Here is a 1,097-nt window from a genome sequence, read left to right on the forward strand (position 1 = left end):
AAATAAAATATTATTACGATGATATTACTAAAGAAGATATTATGCCTTTAGGTTAAGGCCAGTATCAAATTAAACTCAGCTAATATTCATTTTTACCATCAGCAAAAAAATAGTTTGGATTATAATATTTAAAAACGTCAATTCTAATCATATAGAAATTGACGTTTTTATTTTTGAACCTTAATCTGAGTTGACAAGCTATTTCAAATATATAAATTTTAATAAAAATAAGTGAAATAAATTTAAAAGGCATGTCTCCTAAAATTTTTGAGGAAACAAGCCTTTAGAATATTACAGAAAACCAAAGTACAAATTTTAAGATTCAGTACAATAACACATGATTGAATCTTTTATATTGAGCATAAGTTTTATATCTAGTTATTTTTAAATGTGTGTTTGCTTTATATCAAAACTTTTGCTTTCGCCATAGAAATGCGCCTACACATGAAACGATAATTAATGAAATAGCGATCACGATAACCCAAGAGACATAGCTATGTTCATCAATAGGTAATGGAACATTCATGCCGAAAAAGCTAAATACTAAAGTTGGTAATGTTAAAAAGACAGTAAATAATGTCAATGTTTTCATCGTATTATTCATTTCATTTGAAAGTAGTGATGCATATGAAGTTGTAATACTTTCTAATATATCCGTGTATAATCTTGTGGTCTCTAAAGCTTGATTATTTTCTATGACTAAATCTTCCAACAAATCTTCATCTTCTTCAAATCGTTTAATTGCAGGTAATCTGAAAAGTTTCTTTACTATCGTTTCATTACCTTTTAATGCTGCTAAGAAATAAACTAAACTCTTTTCAACTTCCATTAAATTATATAGTTGTTTGTTTGTAACATTATTTTTTAAATCACGTTCTATACGTAATCTCGTTTTATTTAATAATCTAAGGTTTCTATTATAATGATTCGCGATCGTTAATAATATATTGAGCGCGAATCGGCTATGAAAATGTAAATTTAAATTTTGATGGCTAAATTTTTCTAGAAATTCGTTCTCCACATTACATACAGTAAATATTTTTTTATTACCAATAATAATACCTAGAGGAATTGTTATAAACGAGAGCACATTAAGA

The 1,097-nt window shown here is 26.3% G+C and carries 1 protein-coding gene; it reads right to left on the reverse strand.

What is annotated here, in order from left to right:
- Window positions 1-406: 406 nt before the first annotated feature.
- The coding region (locus CD150_RS11730) for a magnesium transporter CorA family protein (RefSeq protein WP_103161623.1) at window positions 407-1,097 on the reverse strand (691 nt) is incomplete at its 5' end.

The sequence above is a fragment of the Staphylococcus ureilyticus genome (assembly GCF_002902235.1).
Taxonomy (GTDB): Bacteria; Bacillota; Bacilli; order Staphylococcales; family Staphylococcaceae; genus Staphylococcus; species Staphylococcus ureilyticus.